The organism is Actinomadura sp. NBRC 104425 (assembly GCF_030269545.1).
In the GTDB taxonomy this organism is placed as follows: domain Bacteria; phylum Actinomycetota; class Actinomycetes; order Streptosporangiales; family Streptosporangiaceae; genus Spirillospora; species Spirillospora keratinilytica.
This window is the reverse complement of record NZ_BSTN01000005.1, coordinates 12,055-30,234: the sequence shown is the minus strand read 5'-3', so window position 1 is coordinate 30,234 and position 18,180 is coordinate 12,055. Positions and strand designations below refer to the sequence as shown.

Below are 18,180 nucleotides of genomic sequence, written 5' to 3'. Positions count from 1 at the left end.
GACGGTACCGCTCGGCGGCCCCTGGCGCGCGGGCGCCCAGGGGCCGCAGCGGCATTCAGGGGGGAGGCCGCGGATGAGGGCGGTGAGAAGACGGCGGTCTTCACGCGACCCGCAGGGCACCGACGCCCGCACCCGGATCCTGGACGCGGCCGAGGCGCTGTTCGCCGAGCGCGGGTACGACGCCACGTCCACCGCGCGGATCGCCCGCCAGGCCGGGGTGCCCAAGGGCCTGGTGTTCCACTACTTCCCGCAGAAGATCGACGTGCTGGTCGCGCTGGTCGACGAGCGCACCGCGGTGGAGGAGCTGCCCGAGGACGCGGTGGAGGCGCTGCCGGGCGACCCGGCGGGCACGCTGTCGCGGCTGGCGCGGCGGTTCCCGCTGCGCGCCTCCCCCGCCATGCGCCGCATCCTGTTCCGCGAGGCCGGCACGCACCGCTCGGTCGGCGAGCGGCTCGGCCGGCTCAACGGCGAGGTGTTCCGCCGGGCCCGGCGGGCGCTGGAGCTGGCGCTGCCCGGCGCGCGCGGCGACCAGGCGCGGCTGGAGGTCGCCGCCGCCACGTTCGCGGCGGTGCTGATCTACCAGGAGAACCTCGCCCAGCTCAGCGGCCAGCACGTGGACCCGGACGCGGTCGCCGAGCTCATCGCGCACGCCCTCGGCGCCTGACCCCGGCGCCCGACCCCGGCGCCTGACCGCAGCGCACCGGACCGGGCGCCGGCGCGGGCCGCGGGTCAGGTCCGGACGGGCGTGAGCATGCGGTGCGGTTCGCGCAGGGCCACGCTGACGGGGTCGTCGCGGACGGGGGCGCCGGGGCCCGGGCGCAGCTCGACCTCCTCGAGCGGCACGGGGCGGGCGCACTCGGGGCAGGTGCCGTCGGCGGCGAGCCGGGCGCCGCACCCGGCGTGGCAGTACAGGCGGACCGGGGCGCGGTCGCCGAAGTGCCGCTCCCCCCAGCGGGCGAGCGCGTGCACGACCGGCCACAGCTCCTTGCCCGTCTCGGTGATGGCGTACTCGTGGCCCGCCTTCTCCAGCACCCCGGCGTCCACGAGCGACTGCAGCCGCTGCGACAGCACCGCGCGCGGGATGTCCAGGCGGGCCAGGAAGTCGCTGAACCGGCGCACCCCGTAGAGCGCGTCCCGGATGATCAGCATGGTCCAGCGCTCGCCCACCACCTCCAGCGCCCGCGCCACCGCGCAGTCCTGGCGGGCGTAGTCCTTGCCGAGTGCCATGCACGCCACAGTACCCGGCACCGGCGGTTCATTCACCGAACCACAGCGTGCTACCGTCGTCGCATGGCCTGATGGTTCATTGAATGAACTTGGAGTGCGCATGACGTCCCACACCCCCGTCACCCCGGCGCCCGCCCGCGCGGGCGGCCGGGCGGGCGGGCCCGCCGCCGCGCTGGTGCTGCCCGCCGCGGCCACGCTGCTGGCGCTGATGAACTACTGCGCGCCGACGGGCACGCTGGTCGCCACCGCGGCCGGGCTGCACGCGGGCCCCACGGCGCAGATCTGGGTGCTCAGCTCGATCAGCCTGGGCCTGGCCGCCGTGCTGCTGGCGGTCGGCGGGCTGGCCGACGACCACGGCCGCAGGCGCGTGTTCACCGGCGGCGCCGTGCTGCTGGCGCTGTCCAGCGCCGGCTGCGCGCTGGCCCCGAACGCGGCGGTGTTCGTCGCGGGGCGGATCGCCCAGGGCGCGGCCAGCGCGGCGCTGCTCGCCGGCGGCCTGGGCATCGTCGGCCACGCCTTCTCCGGCCCCGCGCGGGCCCGCGCGACCGGCGTGTGGGGCGCCATGATCGGCTTGGGCATCGCGCTCGGCCCGCTCGCCGCGGCCGCGCTGGCCGTGCTGGACTGGCGGCTGTGGTACTGGGCGTGCCTGGCGGCCGCGGCCGGGCTGGCGGTGGCGGCGCGGGCGCTGCCGGAGTCGCGGGCCGAGCGTCGGCGCGGCCTGGACCTGCCCGGCATGGCCACGATGAGCGGCGGGGTCGCGGCGCTGCTCACCGCGATCACCCTGGGCCGCACCGGCTGGACGCGGCCCGCCGTCGCGGTGCTGCTGGCCGCCGGCCTGGTGCTGCTGGGCGCGTTCGTCGCCGTCGAGCGGCGCCGCCGCGAGCCCATGCTGGACCTGGGGCTGCTGCGGCGGCCGCCGTTCCTGGTGGCGACCCTCGGCGCGCTGGTGACCGGCCTGGCCGTGATCGGCGTGATGAACTACCTGGCCACCGTGCTGGACCTGGTCTACGGTCTCGCCCCGCCGACCGCCGCGCTGCTGCTGTCGGTCTGGTCGGTGCTGTCGTTCGCGGCGGCGCTGCAGGCGCGGCGGCTGACGGTCCGGGTGGCGCCGCGGGCGCTGCTGGCGTCCGGGCTGGCGCTCAGCGCGGTGGGCGATGTCGCGATGCTGGGCCTGGCGCCGGGCGGCCACCTGTGGCGGCTGGTGCCCGGCCTGGTGGTGGGGGGCGTCGGCAGCGGGCTGGCCAACGCGATGCTGGCGCGGCTGGCCGTGGAGAGCGTGCCCGCCGACCGCGCGAGCATGGGGTCGGGCGCCAACAACACCGCCCGCTACGTCGGCGCCTCGCTGGGCGTCGCCATGGTCGTTGCGATCGCCACCGGCGGGGGCCACTCGCCGGACGCGATCGCCCGCGGCGCCAACACCGCGCTGCTGGCGTCGGCGGTGCTGGCGGCCGCCGGCGCGGCGGTGGCCGCGGCCATCCGCGAGCGCCCCGCGCCGCGGGCGCGGTGACGCGGCACGCGCCCCCGCTGCGACGCGGCTAGGCCAGCCGTTCGATGAACTCGGCGAGCTGGGCGAGGTTGCGGCACTCGTACATGGGGACGATCTCGCCGTAGCGGGAGGCGGCCGAGTCGCCGGTGTCCCACTGGGCGCGCGGCTCGGGGTTGAGCCAGTACGCGTGCCGGGCCCGCTCGGCCAGGTCGCGCAGCACGGGCAGGGACAGCTCGCCGTGGTTGGAGCGGGCGTCGCCGAGGATCAGCAGCGCGGTGCGCGGGCCGACCGCGTCGCCGTAGCGCTCCTCGAACGCCCGCAGGGCGTGCCCGTAGTTGCTGCGGCCGGTGATCCAGACCAGGTCGGCCTCGCGGGCCATGCGGGCCATCGCGTCCACCACGTCGGCGCCCGGCGCGAAGTACTCGGTGATCTCGTCGACGCCGTCGATGAACGCGAACGCCCGCACCCTGGTGAACTGCTCGCGCAGCGCGAACGTCAGCAGCAGCGTGAAGTGCGCGAACGCCGACACCGAGTCGCTGGCGTCGCACAGGACGACCAGCTCGGGGCGGTGCGGGCGGCGCGGACGGTGCCGGGTGTCCAGCGGCACTCCCCCGGTGGCCAGCGAGGCGCGGACGGTGCGCCGGAAGTCCAGCCGGCCCCGCCGGCCCGTGCGCTGCTTTTGGGCGAGGCGGGTGGCCAGGCGCCGGGCCAGCGGGTGGACCTGGCGGCGCATCGCGGCCAGGTCGGCGCGGCCCGCGCGGCCGAAGTCCAGCTGCTCCAGCGGCGGCCGCACCGACAGGCGGGCGGTGCGCTCGACCCCGGTGTCCTCGGCGATGCGGCGGCGGACCTCGGCGCCGACCAGGGCGCGGAACCGGTCGATGCGGTCGCCGAACGTGCGCCGGGCGACCTGCTCGGCCATACCGCCCCGGTCCCGTCCGGTGAGCACGGCGCTCAGCAGCCGCGCCATCAGCGTCTCGGGCGACATCGCGCTCAGCACGCCGGAGGAGAACCACGACTCCTGGCCGGGGGTGCGGCCGTACTCGGCGACGGCCTCGCGCGCGAACCGCCGCAGCCCCGGCTCGTCGCCGGTCAGCAGCAGCTGGAACAGCTCCTCGCGGCGCTCCTGCACCCGCGGGTCGAGGGCGGGCGGCACGCGGCGCGCACCGGGGGCGCGGGGCTCGGCCGGACGCGGCGGGGCCTTTGCGCCGTCACCGAGCACGGGCGGGAACCACAGGTCGAACAGCAGGTCGAAGGCGGGCCGGTGCGCCGGCCGCTTGACGAGCGTGGCGGCGTAGGCGGCGCGCAGCGCCTCCCGGTCGGCCAGATCGACCAGCCCGGTGGCGCGCACCGCGTCCAGGCCCTCGGCCACCGACACCGGCAGCCCGGCCTCGCGCAGCGCCGCCACGAACCGGGTGTGCCGGTCCAGCAGCGAGGGCGCCATCGTCGTCAGCCTCCCAGGCCCAGTTCCTTGACGGCGCGTTCCTGGTCGGACACGTGCTTGAGGACGACGCCGAGGGTGCGCGCCACGGCGGCGCCGTCCAGCTCGTCCACGCCGAGGGCGAGCAGGGTGCGGGCCCAGTCGACGGTCTCGGCGATGGACGGCGCCTTCTTGATCTCCAGGGCGCGCAGCGCGGCCACGGTCCGCACCAGCTGCTCGGCCAGCCGCTCTCGCACGTCCGGCACCTGGGCCAGGACGATCTGGAGTTCGCGTTCCGGGGACGGGTAGTCCAGGTGCAGGTAGAGGCAGCGCCGTTTGAGGGCCTCCGACAGCTCCCGGGCGGCGTTGGAGGTGATCACCACGAAGGGGCGGCGGACGGCGGTGACGGTGCCCAGCTCGGGGATGGTCACCTGGAAGTCCGACAGGACCTCCAGCAGCAGGCCCTCGACCTCCACGTCGGCCTTGTCGGCCTCGTCGACGAGCAGCACCGTGGGGCCGTCGCGGCGGATCGCCGCCAGCAGCGGCCGCTCCAGCAGGAACTCCTCGGTGAAGATGTCGTCGTGCGTCTCCCGCCAGGTGCGGTCGGCGGGCGCGGCCTGGATCGCCAGCAGCTGCTTTTTGTAGTTGAACTCGTAGAGGGCGCGGGCCTCGTCCAGGCCCTCGTAGCACTGCAGGCGGATCAGCTCGGCGCCGGTGGCGGCGGCGACGGCCTTGGCCAGCTGCGTCTTGCCGACCCCGGCCGGGCCCTCCACCAGCAGCGGCTTGCCGAGCTCCTGCGCCAGGTAGACGGTGGTGGCGATGGCGTCGTCGGCGAGGTAGCCGGTGCCGGCCAGCCGCTCGGCCGCGTCGGCGGGCGAGCCGAACGCCCGGCCGCCGCTGCCCGGCGCGGTGTCGAGTGTCATCCCTTGGCCTTCGTGTAGGTCTGGTTGGTGCCGGCGAACACCAGCGAGCGCCCGTCCTGGGAGAGCCGGACGCCCCAGTACGTGCCGGACTGCGGGTCGCCGCCCTGCCAGGAGAACCGGAACTTGCCGCCGCCCTCGGGGATGGCCTGCCCGCTCCACAGTGTCTGCCCGCCGCGCTTCCAGGCGCCGGTGCCGTCGGCCTTGAAGACGAAGTAGTCCTTGGCGGGCCCGACCCAGCGGCCGACCAGCGGCCGGACCTGCGCGGGCGACACCTTCGGCACGGGGGGCAGGCGGGTCGCCGTCGCGGTGCCGCTCGCGTGCGCACCGTCCTTCCCGCCGCCGCAGGCGGTGAGGGCGAGCGCGGTCGCGGCGGCCAGACCCGCCAGGGGGACGGTCGAGCGAGCCCGGATTCTCACGGGGACCTCCGAAAGATCTCGGGGGTCGGCAGTTTACCGGCTGGTAGCGTCGCGCAGGGCGTCACTCCCGGGGGGTAGGCGGCGTCTGGCACCCACGGGTGACGCGGTCCAGGCGTCCGGCCCCGTATAACCGGAGCATGTCCACTCCTCGCCCGCCGCACGGCGCGCCGACCGCCGCCGGTCCGCCCTGCGGCGGCCCGCCTCGGGACGGCCTGCCGCGCGACGATCTGCCACGTGACGACCTGGCCGCGGCGCTGGCGGCGCGCCGCGAGCTCGGCCCCGACTACGACGCGGCCTTCGCCGAGGCGGTGGTGGACCGCGTCGAGCAGGCCCTCGACGCCCGGCTGGGCCCCCGCCCCGCCGGACGCGCGGCCGGATGGGCGGCGCGCCCGGCCGACATGCCGGGCGTCACGCTGGTCGTGGCGTCCCTGCTGGCCGCGATCCCGCTGAGCGCGATCGGGGTGGCCAATGCGGGAATGCCCGGCCTGCTGACCGTGTGGACGGCGATCGTCCTGATCAACGTCGTGCACGCGCTGCGCCCCCGCCCCTGAGCCCGCGCGCTCACCGCGGGCGCGGCGTGCCGCGAGGGGGCCGGCACGCCGCGCGCGGCGGAAGGTCACTTGCCGGGTTCGGGGTCGCGGGGCAGGCCGAGCAGGCGCTCACCGATGATGTTGAGCTGCACCTCGGTCGTCCCGCCGTAGATCGTCATGGCGCGGCTGAACAGCATGGCCCGGCCCACGATGCCGCTCTCGGTCAGCGGCACCTCGGTGGCGGCGGCGGGGCCCTGCGCCTCCCAGCAGTAGTCGGCGACCTGCTGGTTGAACTGCACGCCCAGCAGCTTGCGCACGCTGGACTCGGCGCCCGGCTCGACCCCGTTGAGCTGCTTGAGGGTGGCGCGCAGGCCGAGCAGGTCGATCGACTGGCCCTGCGCGACCAGCCCGCCGACCTCGGCGCGGGCGACCGGGTCCAGGTCGCGGTCGGCGAAGAACTTCAGCAGCTCCGGCACGCCCATGCCCAGGCCGCCGCCGGTCGACAGCGACACCCGCTCGTTGCTCAGGGTGTTGCGGGCGACCTGCCAGCCCTTGCCGACCTCGCCGACCACGCACTCGTCGGGGACGAACACCTCGTCCAGGAACACCTCGTTGAACAGGGCGTCGCCGGTGAGCTCGCGCAGCGGCCGCACGTCCACGCCCGGGGACTTCATGTCGACGAGGAAGTAGGTGATGCCGTCGTGCTTGGGCGCGTCCGGATCGGTGCGGGCCAGGCAGAAGCCCCACTGCGCGTGCTGCGCCACCGACGTCCAGATCTTCTGGCCGGTCAGCCGCCAGCCGCCCTCGACGCGCTCGGCCCGCATCGACAGCGACGCCAGGTCGGAGCCGGCGCCCGGCTCGCTGAACAGCTGGCACCACACCAGCTCGCCGCGCAGCGTGGGGCGCAGGAAGCGCTGCTTCTGCTCCTCGGTGCCGTAGGCGACCAGCGACGGCACCAGCCACGCGCCGATCACCAGGTTCGGCGGCTTGACGCCGGCGCGGCGCAGCTCCTGCTGGATGAGGATCTGCTCGACCGGGCCGGCGCCGCGGCCCCAGGGGCGGGGCAGGTGCGGGGCGGTCCAGCCCTCGTCGCCCATGCGGCGGTTGCGCTCGTCCCGGTCGGTGACGGCGGCCAGCTCGGCGACCTCGGCGCGGATGCGCTCGCGCAGCGGCCTGGTCTCGTCGTCCAGCTCCAGCTCGACGGGGCGGCGGCCGCCGGCCAGGGCGCGGTCGGCGACGACGGCGGCCCACCGCTTGGCCGGACCCGCCAGCGTCCGCAGCGTCAGGGCGCGGCGCAGGTAGACGTGCGCGTCGTGCTCCCAGGTGAAGCCGATCCCGCCGAGGATCTGGATGGCGTCGCGGGCGGTCTGCACCCCGGCGTCCAGCGCGATGACGCCGGTGACGGCGGCGGCGAAGCCGGCCTCCTCGACCCCCTCGTCCAGGGCGCGGGCGCCGTCCCACACGGCGGCGCGGGCCTGCTCCAGGGCGATCAGCATGCGCGCGGCCTTGTGCTTGACGCCCTGGAACTGCCCGATCGGGCGGCCGAACTGCTCGCGCACCTTGGCGTACTCGGCGGCGGTGGTGACGCACCAGGACGCGACGCCGGCCGCCTCGGCGCCCAGCAGCACGACGGCCAGGTCGCGCACGTGCGCGCCGGTCAGCCCGTCCAGCACCCGGTCGGCGGGCACGGTCACGCCGTCCGCCTCGACCCGGGCGACCCGGCGGACGCGGTCCAGGCTGGGCAGCGGGGTGACGGCCAGCTCGGCGGCGTCCACCGCGACCCACTCCTCGGCGTCGCCGGCGCGCACCGGCAGGACGAGCACGTCGGCCAGCGCGGCGCCCAGCACCGGTTCGGCGGCGCCGCTGACCACCAGCGCATCGCCATCGCGGACGGCGGTCAGCTCCCCGGCCGTCGCCAGCGCGGCCGTGCGGGAGCCGTCGGCCAGGCCGGGCAGCAGCTCGCCGCGGGCCTTGGCGTTGCCGGAGGCGTTGATCGCGGCGGCCGCCAGCACGGTCGGCAGGAACGGGCCGGGCGCGGCGGCGCGGCCCAGTTCCTCCAGGGCGACCGCCAGCTCCAGCAGCCCGTACCCCTGCCCGCCGTGCTCCTCGGGGATGTGCAGGCCGAGCAGGCCCTGTTCGGCCAGGGCCGGCCAGAACGCGGGCCTGGTCTCCTCGTCGGCCTCCAGCGCGGCGCGTACCGCCGCCTGCGGGACGGCGCGTTCGGCGAACCCGCGCACCGACTCGGCGAGTGCCTCATGCTCTTCGGTCAGCCCGATGGCCATGCGTCACCTTCTCTCGGAGCCCTGCCTGACCCCGATTCTAGAACACGATTCGGATGCGGGATCGGTTCTAGCGGATGTCCGTCGCCTCCTGCGGCCTTCCGGCCGCAGGAGGCGCCGCCTCGGCCGCCTCGCCGATCTCGGCCTTCTCGCGGGCGCCGCGGCGCCCGGCCACCAGGCTGGCCGCGGTGGTGACCGCCAGAGCGGCGCCGATGACCGCCAGGGACAGCCAGATCGAGATGTCGGGCGCCCAGTGTGCACCGTACTCGTGCAGCGCGTGCAGGATCAGCTTGACGCCGATGAACCCGAGGATGAACGCCAGCCCGTAGGAGAGGTAGACCAGCCGGTCGGCCAGGCCGCCGATGAGGAAGTACAGCTGCACCAGGCCCATCAGGGCGAAGGCGTTGGCGGTGAACACCAGATACGGCTCGGTGGTCAGCCCGAAGATCGCGGGGATGGAGTCCACCGCGAACAGCACGTCGGTGGTCCCGATCGCGATCATGACGATGAACAGCGGGGTGAACATGCGGCGGCCGTTCCGGCGGGTCAGCATCCGGGCGCCGTCGTACTCGCCGGTGGTCGGCACCACCCGCTTGGCCCAGCGCAGCAGCGCGTTCTCCTTGACCTCCTCCTCGTCACCGCCCCGGACCAGGCCGACCGCGGTCCACAGCAGGAACGCGCCGAACAGGAAGAAGACCCAGGTGAAGGTGTTCAGCGCGGCGGTGCCGGCGGCGATGAAGGCGCCGCGCAGGACCAGCGCGATGACGACCCCGGCCATCAGGACGGTGTGCTGGGCGTGCCGGGGCACGGCGAACCGGGTGAGGATCACCATGAAGACGAACAGGTTGTCGACGCTGAGGCTCTTCTCGGTGACGAACCCGCCGAAGTACTCGCCGGCGTACCGGCCGCCGGCGAAGTACCACACGGCCGCGCCGAACAGCGCGGCCAGACTGATGTAGAAGACGGACCAGAAGGCGGCCCGGCGGGTGGTGAACTCCTTGCCCTCCCCGCGGTTGATCAGAAACAGGTCGACGACGATGATCGCGGACAGCCCGACCACGGTCAGGATCCACACCCATGGGGCGACGTTCAACGCGGTAATCCTCCGGCGTGCGCGACGTCGTGACGGCGCACCGTATGACGGCGCACCGTCCGGCGTCGGTCCTGGGGTGCGGGTCCTTTCCCGCACCAGGGCATGACTCAACGCCGGAGGTCTCTCCCGCCCGTTACATCGAGCGGACCGCGGGTCCCGGGTCGGCGCCTTTGCCGGCCGTGCTGACGGAAAGCCCGCGCGCGGGGATACTCCCCTCCACCAACCGGTTGAACGCAGCGCCCACCCGGGCGGTTCCCACTCAGTCCAACTTTTTTGAGGAAAATCCGAACTCTTCCGCCGGGGCGTGCGTCAAAAGGTGTGCCGGGACTGTGCCAGACGGGTGTAGACGCCCGCGAGCTGGTCCACCGCGTCGTCCTCGGTCGGCAGCGACGTGGCGCGCTGCGCGGCGGCCGCGCCCAGCCGCACGGCGAGCGCCGGGTCGTCCAGCACCCGGGCCACGGCCCGTTCCAGTGCGGCCGCGTCCTGCGGCGGCACCAGGACCGCCGCCTCGCCCTGCCCCCCGGACGACGCGCCCTGCCTTCCGGCTGACGCGCCGACCATCACCGGGATTCCGCCGACGCGCGTGGCGACCAGGGGGCGCCCGGCCCGCAGGATCTCCTGCACGACCAGCGGCTGGCCCTCCCACACGCTCGGCACCACCGCCACGTCGGCCGCCACCAGCAGCTCCGGGACGTCCGACCGCCGGCCCAGCAGCCGCACCGGCAGGTCCTCGGCCTCGATCCGGGCGCGCAGCTCGTCCTCCAGGGGGCCGGCGCCGACGATCGCCACCAGCGGCGGCGGGGTGCGGCGCGCCCATCCGGCGGCCGCGTCCAGCAGCGTGCCCAGGCCCTTCTGCTCGGCCAGCCGCCCGACGGTGACGATCAGCGGCCGCTCCTCCACCCCCAGTTCGGCGCGCAGCTCGGTGCGGGTCTGCGGCCCCGGGCGCCTCCTGGGCGCCGGCGCCGGCACCAGGGCGTGCTCGACGCGGCGCGCCCCGAGCGCGCGCATGCGCTCCACCAGGTCGGGCGACACGCCCAGCACCATCGCCGCGCCCTTGGCGACGACGCGTTCCAGCGCCCCGTACACCGCGGCCGTCTTTCCGCCCGCGGTGACGGCGTTGTGCAGGGTCACCACGACGGGCGGCCCGCCCTGCGCGAACCGCAGCGGCGCCGGGGCGACGCGCGCGCACGCCGCCACGGCCAGGCCGCCGGCGCGCAGCCCGTGCGCGTGCACGACGTCGGCGCCGCGCAGCAGGGTGCGCAGCCGCGCCACGGCACGCGCGTCGTTGACCGGGCGGGGCCGGTCGGCGATGTCGACGGCGGCGAACCGCGCCCCGACCCTGGCGAACCCGAACTGCTCCTCGGTCGAGGCGGGCCCGCACACCGCGACGCGGGCCCCGCGTTCCACCAGCCCGGCGGCCACGTACCGCACGTGCCGTCCCACGCCGCCCGCGCTGGTCGCCAGCACCAGCGCCACGCGCATCCCGTCCACCTTCTCGGCACCCATCTCGTCAGTCATTCTCGCGTGCCCCTCCGGCTGAGGACGGCCCGCAGGTCCCGGCCGTCGACCACGAACGCGATCATCAAGAACACCACCGCGGCGGCGGCCGCGGCGGGCACCGCGACGCCGACGCTGCGCAGCTGCCCGCCCGTGCCGAGCAGCGCGGCCACGGCGTATCCGGCGGCACCCCCGGCGGCGCCCCCCGCGACCCCGGCGGCAACCGCGCGCGGCACACCCCGCACCGCCGCCCGCCCCCGGGCCTTCACCAGCACGCCCAGCAGCAGCGCCCCCGCCACGGTCATTCCGACGGTGTTGCCCAGTCCGAGCGCCGCCACCACCCACTGCCGTTCCACGGACATCACCAACGCCACGTCCGCGGCCATCACCAGCCCCCACCCGGTGACGGTCGCCGCCGCGCCGGCCCGGCCGCGGCGGCAGGCGAACAGCACCCGCCCCAGGTGCGCCACCAGCCCGTACCCCAGCAGACCCGGCGCGAACGCCAGCACCGCCCGGGCCAGCACCTCCTGCTGGTCGGCGCGGCCGGGGTTGAACACCACGGACGCGGGCAGCGCCACGGCCGCCAGCACGGCCGCGCCCGCGCACGACACCAGCACCACCGCGCGCGTGGTGGAGGCGGTGATGCGGTCGAACTCCTCCCGCCGGCCGTCGTGCGCCCGCGCCGACAGCCTCGGGAACGCGCTGGTGGCGATCGGCACCGCGAGGATCGCCCAGGGCAGCAGGTAGACGGCCCAGGCGTACTGGTAGTTCGCCAGGGCGCCGCCGGTGCCCCGGTAGCTCAGCGTCACCACCAGCAGCGCCGACAACTGCTGCGCCACCACCGTCGCCAGGCCCGCCGCCGCCAGCCGCCGCACCTGGGGCGCGACCCCCTCGGGGAACCGCAGCGCGGGGCGCAGGCCGAGCCGCAGCCGCCGCACGGCGACCCCGGCCGTCGCGGCCATGGCCACGCCGCCGCACGCGGTGCCGACCGCCAGCGTCAGCTCCGCCGACGCCGGAAGGTGCGCCAGGTCGTTCTCGTGGCCGCGGCCCAGCGGCGCGTACACCAGGTACGCGCCGATCACCACCAGGCTCGACATCAGCGGCGCCAGCGCGGGCGCGACGAACCGCTTGTGCGACTGCAGCACCCCGTACAGCACCACCGCCAGCCCGTACATCACCATCTGCGACGACATGATCGCCAGCATGTCGCCGCCGACGTCGATGATCCCGGCCCGCGAGCAGCCCTCCAGATTCCCTCCGACCAGCAGGTGCATGATCGGGCGGGACAGCAGCGCCAACGCCAGCGCCAGCGGCACCATGGTCAGCACGATCCAGGTGACCAGCGCCGAGGTGGTGCGGCGCACCCGCTCGCGGTCGCCGCTTTCGGCGGGGCCCGCCAGCACCGGCACCACCATGCTGGCCAGCGCCCCGCCCGCCACGATCTCGTAGACGATGCTGGGCAGCTGAGTGGAGGTGAAGTACGCCTGGCTCAGGCAGGACGTGGTGACGGTCTGGGAGAAGGCGTAGGTGCGGCCGAACCCCGCCAACCGCGACAGCACGGTGATGACACCGATGACGACGGCGGCGCCCGCCAGGCCGCCGGTGAGGCGGCGCAGTGGTGAGGTCACGGTGTCCGGTGCCGGTGGGGTCTGTGTCACGTCTGTCCGGGTGCGCCCGGGGATGCGGTGTGCCGCGGGGGGCGCGCGGGGTCGTCGTCGGGTGGGTGCGGGCGGGCGTGCCGTCGCGTCGGGGCGGGACGGCGGGAGATGCGGGTCAGGGCGCCGGGTCGGCGGTGTGCTCGGAGTCGGCGGGGCCGGGCTGCGCGGGCACCGGGGCGCTCGCCCGCGGGTCCGCGGCCGAGGGTGCGGCGGGGCGGCGGCCGAGCATGTCGAGCCAGTTCAACGCCGGTGTCCGCTGGATGACCTTGGTGAAGCTGACGAACTCGCTGGCGATGTTGAGCCCGGCCACCCCGGCGAGCACGGCCAGGCGGGGGCCGCGGCCCAGGCGGGTGGCGGCCAGGCCGAGCAGCGCGCCCAGCGCGTTGGCGCCGGTGTCGCCGAGCATGGCCCGCTCCCCCAGGTCCTCGGGCAGCAGCGCGACGGCGGCGCCCAGCGGGGCGGCCACCACGGCGCGCGACCCGGTCGCCGCCAGCGGCGCGCCGGTGAGCAGGCCGACCTTGATGGCGCGGCCGGGACGCAGGTCGAACAGGTTCATCAGGTTGGCCGACCCGGCGACGAGCGCGCCGTTGACGAGGGTGTCGAACGCGCGTCCGGTGCGGGTCGGCGCGGGCGAGCCGGCCACCGCGGCGGCGGCCAGGCCGGTGGCGCCGATGCCGAGGATCTTCACCGCTCCGCTGGTGACCTCGCCGCGCGCCAGCGCGCCCAGGTGCCCCTTGAACCCGCGCGAGGACGTCGTGCCCGCCACGTCGTCGTAGCCGCCGAGCACGCCCGAGGCCGTGCCCGCCAGCAGGGCCGCGGCGCGCATCCGGCCGCCGAGCCCGGGGGTGAGCAGCCCGCCGGCGGCGGCGCCCGCCACGAACGCGGGGCCCTCCAGCAGGGTGACCGGTTCGCCGCGGTGGTTGGTGCGGCCCCACACCTCGGCTCCGGGCCTCCCGCCCAGGCCCGGGGGCCGCCGGGTCGCGGCCGCGTACGCGGCGCGTGCGGCGACGGCGCCCAGCGCCGCACCGGCCAGCACGCGCGCCGCGGTGCGCAGCGTCCCGCCCGGCGCGGCGGGGCGGGTCATGGCAGTGGTGATCGTCTCACTGGGGGTCATAGGGGCTCACCCGTTCCTCACCCGCTCTTGCTCGCGGTGGGCACCGGGGAGGGCAGGTAGCCGTTCACGCCCGACCCGGTGCCGTACTGGCCGGACTTGCCGGCGATCTCGTTCTGCAGCGCCAGCACCGCCACCACCCGGCCGGAGGAGGTGTCGACCATGTCGGTGGCCGACACCTGCTTGCGGACGTCGGAGTCGCGCAGCGCGGCGATCAGCCCGCCCTCCTGGGCGGAGGTGGACGGCCCGCCGACCACGACGCCGCGGCCCGCGCCGTCCAGCGCCGCCGCCAGCGACAGCAGCGCCCGGTTGTCGATCTCGCCGCCCTCGTACTGGTACGGGGTGGACGGCGCGATCATGACGGCGAGGGTGGCGTGCTGGCCGGGCCGGCCGGTGGTGGTCAGGTACCCCGCCTGCCGGAACCCGTTGAGCACGGCGCCGCCCCCGGCGTCCTCGCGGCCGCTGCGCGCGGTGTCCCGGGTGACCAGCGCGCCGGCCAGCACGGCGCCCGCGCGGTCGTAGGGGCCGCCGCCCTCGGGCAGGGTCACGTCCTCGGGCCGCAGCTGGCCCGCCAGCTCGTCGACGGTGCCGACCTGGTCGTCGTCCAGGAACTTCTTCTGGATGGTGACCCGGCCGGTGACCGTGGCGCCCGCCGTCTTGGCCAGCTCGCTGAGCTGCTCGATGCTGTCGTTGCTGGCGCCGGGCGTCTCCACGAACACCACCGACTGGCCCTTGAGCCGGCCGGCGACCAGGTCGGCGCCGAGCGTCTTGGCGAACTGCTCCTCGCCGTCGCGCTGGGCCTCCAGCCGGCGCTGCTCCTGGCGCAGCTGCTGGCTGTTGCGGGCCGCGTCGCTCGCCTGCTTCTTCAGCTCGGCGGTCACCGACTGCGACAGCGTGGTCGAGCCCAGGATGATGCCGAGCGCCAGCGCCAGGAACACGGCGACGATGGACACGAGGTGGTAGCGGAAATCGATCACGTGAACAGTCCGGTCAGCCAGAAGAGGAACGCGTGCCAGCGGTCGGCCAGCAGGGGAAGGATGATCTCCCCGGCCGGCGACATGATCACGGCGGTGGTCATGGCGATGAACGCGCCGAGCACCAGGAACAGCAGCGAGGAGGTGGAGATGCGGCTGCGGTACAGGCGGCTGACGCCCTTGGCGTCCACCAGCTTGCTGCCCAGCCGCAGCCGGGTCAAAAACGTGCTGGCCATCCCGGCGCGGCCCTTGTCGAGGAACTCCACCATGTTGGCGTGCGTGCCGACCGCCACGATCAGCGAGGCGCCCTTCTCGTCGGCCAGCAGCATGGCGATGTCCTCGCTGGTGGCGGTGGCGGGGAACACGACCGCGTCGCGGCCGAGCTCGTTGACCCGCTTGAGGCCGGGCGCCCGGCCGTCCCGGTAGGCGTGCACGACGATCTCGGCGCCGCAGGTCAGCGCCTCGTCGGACACCGAGTCCATGTCCCCGACGATCATGTCGGGCCGGTAGCCGGCCTCGATCAGCGCGTCGGCGCCGCCGTCCACCCCGATCAGCACCGGGCGGTACTCGCGGATGTAGGGGCGCAGCGTGGCGATGTCCTCGCGGTAGTGGTAGCCGCGCACCACGACCAGCGCGTGCCGGCCCTCGATCGGGGTCTTGACGTCGGGCACGCCGACCCCGTCGATGAGCAGGTCGCGTTCGCGCCGCATGTACTCCATGGTGTTGGCGGCGAACGCCTCCAGCTGGTGCGCCAGACCCGTCTTGGCCTCGGCCAGCGCCGCCTCGACGGTCTGAGCGGTCTGCTCGGTGCCCTTGGCGACCACCTCGGCGCCCCGGTACACCTGCGCGCCGTCCACCCGCACCCGGTCGCCCTCGCGCAGCCGGGTGAAGATCTCCGGGCCGACGTCGTCGACCAGCGGGATCCCGGCCTCCAGCAGGATCTGCGGCCCCATGTTGGGGTAGCGGCCGGAGATGCTGGGCGCCACGTTGACGACCGCGGCCACCCCGCACGACACCAGCGCCTCGGCGCTGACCCGGTCGAGGTCGACGTGGTCGATGACGGCGATCTCGCCGGCCTGCAGCCGCTTGGTCAGGTTCTTGGTGCGGCGGTCGAGCCGGGCGACGCCGCCGACCCCGGGCAGGCCGTCCTCGCGGCCGCGGCCCAGGGCGAGCACGCGCCGCGGCAGCCGCTGGGACAGCCGGACGCGACGCTCGGTGGTCGGAGAGTCGTTCATCGCATGACATCCTGCCAGAGCACGTGAACCGACACCTGTAACGACAAGCGCCCGGCCGTGTCGGTTCGTTCACCGTCCGCGTTCACCGGCGCGTCGCGCGCCGCACCGCCGACGTCCGCCGGGGCGTCCCGCGGGCCTGCCCGTGTGCGGGCCGCACACGCGACGCGCCGTACGGCAAGGCGCTGCGGCACGTGGACGGCATGCCCGTGTCCTCTGCGCAGACTACTCGATCAACGCGGCGGGTCCGCGCGGATCACCTGCGGACGACCCGGGATTCACCGGACGGCACGCGTGGAACGCTGCATTCGCGCCCGGAACGGTGCCGTCCGCGCGTGTCCCGGACGGACCACAACGCACGGTGCGTCAGGGCGCGGTGCGTCAGGGCGCGGTGCGTCAGGACGCAATGCCGCGTTCCCGGGCGGCCATCTGCAGCAGCTCCTCGGCGTGCGCCCGGCCCAGCTCGGAGTCCTCCAGCCCGGCCAGCATGCGCGACAGCTCCCGCACCCGGCCCTCGCGGTCCAGGACGGTGACGCCGCTGCGGGTGACCGACCCGTCGTCGGCCTTCTCCACCAGCAGGTGCTGGTCGGCGAACGCGGCGACCTGCGGCAGGTGCGTCACCACGATCACCTGGGCGCTGCGGGCCAGCCGCGCCAGCCGCCGCCCGATCTCCACCGCGGCCTTGCCGCCCACGCCCGCGTCCACCTCGTCGAACACGAAGGTCGGCACCGGGTCGGCGCCGGCGAACACCACTTCGATCGCCAGCATCACCCGCGACAGCTCGCCGCCGGAGGCGCCCTTGTGCAGCGGCAGCGCCGGGGCGCCGGGATGCGGGGCCAGCCGCACCTCCACCTCGTCGGCCCCGTACGGCCCGTACTCGCCGGCCGGGCTGACGGCGACCTCGACGCGGGCGTGCGGCATGGCCAGGGCGGCCAGCTCCTCGGTGACCGCCCGGGAGAACCGCTCGGCGGCGCGCGTGCGCACCGCGGTCAGCTCGGCCGCCGCGGCGGCCAGCCGCTCCGACAGCTCGGCGTGCTCGGCGCGCAGCTCCTCGATGCGCTGGTCGTCGCCCTCCAGCTCGGCCAGCCGCGCCGCCGACCGCCGCGCCCACTCCAGCACCTCGTCCAGGTTCTGGCCGTACTTGCGGGTCAGCGCGGTCAGCTCGGCGCGCCGCTCCTGCACGGCGGCCAGCCGGGCCGGGTCGGCGTCCACCGATTCGCCGTAGGCGGCCAGTTCGGTGCCGACGTCCGCCACCAGGTAGCCGGCCTCGGCCAGCCGGTCGGCCAGCCCGGCCAGCGCCGGGTCGTGGTCGCGCACCGCCTCCAGGGCGTGCCGCGCCTGCCCGAGCAGGCCGACCACGTTGGCCGCCTCGATCACCGCGTCCGGGTCGCCGAGCAGCGCCTCGTGCGCGGCGGTGGCGGCGCCGCGCAGCGCGTCGGCGTGCGCCAGCCGCTCCTCCTCGGCGGCCAGCTCGGCGTCCTCGCCCGGCTTGGGATCGACCTTCTCGATCTCCTCCAGGCCGAATCGCAGCACCTCGGCCTCGTTGGCGCGCTCGCGCGCCCGGGTGGTCAGCTCCTCCAGCAGCGCGCCGACCTTGCGGTGCCGCTGGTAGGCGGCGGTGTAGGCGCGCAGCGGCCCGGTCAGCTCCGCGCCCGCGTAGCGGTCGAGCGCGGCGCGCTGCCGCCCGGCCTGCAGCAGCCGCTGCTGGTCGGACTGGCCGTGCACGGCCACCAGGTCGTCGGCCATGGTGATCAGCGTGCTGACCGGCACGGACCGGCCGCCCAGATGCGCCCGGGAGCGGCCCTCGGCGGACACCGAGCGGCTGATGATCAGCACGCCGTCGTCGAGCTCGCCGCCGGCCTCGGCCACCCGGTCGGCCACCCGGCCGGCGGGGTCGACCACGATCCGGCCCTCGATGGCGGCGCGGCCCGCGCCGGGCCGCACCCGCTGCGGGTCGGCCCGTCCGCCGAACAGCAGGCCCAGGCTGGTGACCACCATGGTCTTGCCCGCCCCGGTCTCTCCGGTGACGACGTTGAACCCCGGGGACAGATCGAGCACGGCGTCGTCGATCACGCCGAGGCCCTGGATCCGCACCTCATCGACCATCGGACGCACCAGCGTCACAACCCCTCGCATCCACAGATCCCGGTTTCGGAGCCTCGCCGGTGAGAGTAGCGGGCGCCGCGAACCGCACGCTCCGCGAGCACGCGGAGTTCTCTCACACTACTTTTCCGCCCCTTCGTCCGTGTCGTGGGTCGTCCGTCCGGTATCGGAGGCGGGTGGCGCGGTCCGGCCGCGCGCGTCCGGCGCGGGCGCGGGGGCGCGCATGCGGGTCAG

The 18,180-nt window shown here is 75.5% G+C and carries 15 protein-coding genes; 3 read left to right on the top strand and 12 right to left on the bottom strand.

Annotation, left to right across the window (positions count from 1 at the left end):
* Positions 1-73 precede the first annotated feature (73 nt).
* Entirely contained in the window at positions 74-664 is a 591-nt protein-coding gene (locus tag QSK22_RS09865; protein ID WP_285493746.1) for a TetR/AcrR family transcriptional regulator, read from the top strand.
* Positions 665-729: 65 nt separating this feature from the next.
* On the opposite strand, the gene QSK22_RS09860 is transcribed toward QSK22_RS09865, so the two are convergent.
* Entirely contained in the window at positions 730-1,227 is a 498-nt protein-coding gene (locus QSK22_RS09860; RefSeq protein ID WP_285493745.1) for a winged helix-turn-helix transcriptional regulator, read from the bottom strand.
* Between the two features lie 100 nt (positions 1,228-1,327).
* On the opposite strand from QSK22_RS09860, the gene QSK22_RS09855 reads away from it, so the two are divergent.
* Positions 1,328-2,734, top strand: coding sequence for an MFS transporter (locus tag QSK22_RS09855; protein ID WP_285493744.1), 1,407 nt, complete (start codon positions 1,328-1,330; stop codon positions 2,732-2,734).
* A 28-nt stretch (positions 2,735-2,762) separates the two neighbouring features.
* Here the strand turns inward: QSK22_RS09855 and QSK22_RS09850 are convergent, their stop codons facing one another.
* From QSK22_RS09850 to QSK22_RS09840, 3 genes are read right to left on the bottom strand one after another with little or no spacing between them, the layout of a single operon-like run.
* Positions 2,763-4,154, bottom strand: a complete 1,392-nt coding sequence (locus QSK22_RS09850) for a vWA domain-containing protein (protein WP_285493743.1) — start codon at positions 4,152-4,154, stop codon at positions 2,763-2,765.
* A gap of 5 nt (positions 4,155-4,159) precedes the next feature.
* Complete coding sequence (locus QSK22_RS09845; protein ID WP_285493742.1) at positions 4,160-5,053, bottom strand: AAA family ATPase; 894 nt, start codon at positions 5,051-5,053, stop codon at positions 4,160-4,162.
* Entirely contained in the window at positions 5,050-5,469 is a 420-nt protein-coding gene (locus QSK22_RS09840; protein WP_285493741.1) for a hypothetical protein, read from the bottom strand. The genes QSK22_RS09845 and QSK22_RS09840 overlap by 4 nt, the downstream gene beginning before the upstream one ends.
* Before the next feature lie 137 nt (positions 5,470-5,606).
* Between QSK22_RS09840 and QSK22_RS09835 the strand changes: the two genes are divergently transcribed.
* Entirely contained in the window at positions 5,607-6,020 is a 414-nt protein-coding gene (locus QSK22_RS09835; RefSeq protein WP_285493740.1) for a hypothetical protein, read from the top strand.
* 65 nt (positions 6,021-6,085) lie between these two features.
* Here the strand turns inward: QSK22_RS09835 and QSK22_RS09830 are convergent, their stop codons facing one another.
* The 8 genes from QSK22_RS09830 to recN form a co-directional block, all read right to left on the bottom strand.
* A complete protein-coding gene (locus QSK22_RS09830) occupies positions 6,086-8,281 on the bottom strand; it encodes an acyl-CoA dehydrogenase family protein (RefSeq protein WP_285493739.1) in 2,196 nt (731 codons plus the stop codon).
* Positions 8,282-8,348: 67 nt separating this feature from the next.
* Complete coding sequence (locus tag QSK22_RS09825; RefSeq protein ID WP_285493738.1) at positions 8,349-9,371, bottom strand: TerC family protein; 1,023 nt, start codon at positions 9,369-9,371, stop codon at positions 8,349-8,351.
* Positions 9,372-9,680: 309 nt separating this feature from the next.
* Positions 9,681-10,889, bottom strand: coding sequence for a glycosyltransferase (locus tag QSK22_RS09820; protein ID WP_285493737.1), 1,209 nt, complete (start codon positions 10,887-10,889; stop codon positions 9,681-9,683).
* The gene (gene murJ, locus QSK22_RS09815) at positions 10,886-12,496 is read right to left on the bottom strand and encodes a murein biosynthesis integral membrane protein MurJ (protein ID WP_285493736.1); all 1,611 of its coding nucleotides are present in this window, start codon (positions 12,494-12,496) and stop codon (positions 10,886-10,888) included. Before murJ ends, QSK22_RS09820 begins: the two co-directional genes overlap by 4 nt.
* 145 nt (positions 12,497-12,641) lie before the next feature.
* Positions 12,642-13,610, bottom strand: a complete 969-nt coding sequence (locus tag QSK22_RS09810; RefSeq protein WP_285494041.1) for a hypothetical protein — start codon at positions 13,608-13,610, stop codon at positions 12,642-12,644.
* Positions 13,611-13,657: 47 nt separating this feature from the next.
* Positions 13,658-14,614, bottom strand: coding sequence for a copper transporter (locus tag QSK22_RS09805; protein WP_285493735.1), 957 nt, complete (start codon positions 14,612-14,614; stop codon positions 13,658-13,660).
* On the bottom strand, positions 14,611-15,846 hold the full coding sequence (gene steA, locus QSK22_RS09800) for a putative cytokinetic ring protein SteA (protein ID WP_285493734.1): 1,236 nt from the start codon (positions 15,844-15,846) through the stop codon (positions 14,611-14,613). The genes QSK22_RS09805 and steA overlap by 4 nt, the downstream gene beginning before the upstream one ends.
* Before the next feature lie 393 nt (positions 15,847-16,239).
* Positions 16,240-17,949, bottom strand: a complete 1,710-nt coding sequence (gene recN, locus QSK22_RS09795) for a DNA repair protein RecN (RefSeq protein WP_285494040.1) — start codon at positions 17,947-17,949, stop codon at positions 16,240-16,242.
* Positions 17,950-18,180: the final 231 nt, after the last annotated feature.